The 313-nt window shown below is 71.2% G+C and carries 2 pseudogenes; both read right to left on the bottom strand.

Features of this window, described 5'->3' with window-relative positions:
- Positions 1–159, bottom strand: a pseudogene (locus tag B8460_RS23505) (23S rRNA (adenine(2030)-N(6))-methyltransferase RlmJ); the annotation flags it as partial.
- Positions 156–313 (bottom strand): annotated as a pseudogene (locus B8460_RS23500) (tRNA (adenosine(37)-N6)-threonylcarbamoyltransferase complex transferase subunit TsaD); the annotation flags it as partial. The pseudogenes B8460_RS23505 and B8460_RS23500, both read right to left, overlap by 4 nt.

Here is a 313-nt window from a genome sequence, read left to right as displayed (position 1 = left end):
CGCCTCGCCCGACAGGTCATAGCGGCCGGCGCCGGCATGGGTATCGAGCACGAATACCGGCGCCGGCTTGCGGTGCAGCGCGTCGAGTAGCCAGACCAGCAGCGCGTGCTTCAGGCAGTCGCCGGCATTCCCGGCATGGAAATCGTGCCGGTAGTTCACCCCGCCAGCACCTCCAGCGGCCAGCGCGGCCGGGGTGCCACGTCCAGCGTGTCGCGCAGCCCGAGGCGCAGCCGCTCGATCGCCGTCCAGGCGACCATCACCGCGTTGTCGGTGCAAAGCGCCAGCGGCGGGGCGAACATCTCCACGCCCTGAC

Source organism: Acidisphaera rubrifaciens HS-AP3, from assembly GCF_000964365.1.
In the GTDB taxonomy this organism is placed as follows: domain Bacteria; phylum Pseudomonadota; class Alphaproteobacteria; order Acetobacterales; family Acetobacteraceae; genus Acidisphaera; species Acidisphaera rubrifaciens.
Note: the sequence above shows the minus strand (reverse complement) of the source record. Positions and strands in the feature narration are given on the sequence as shown.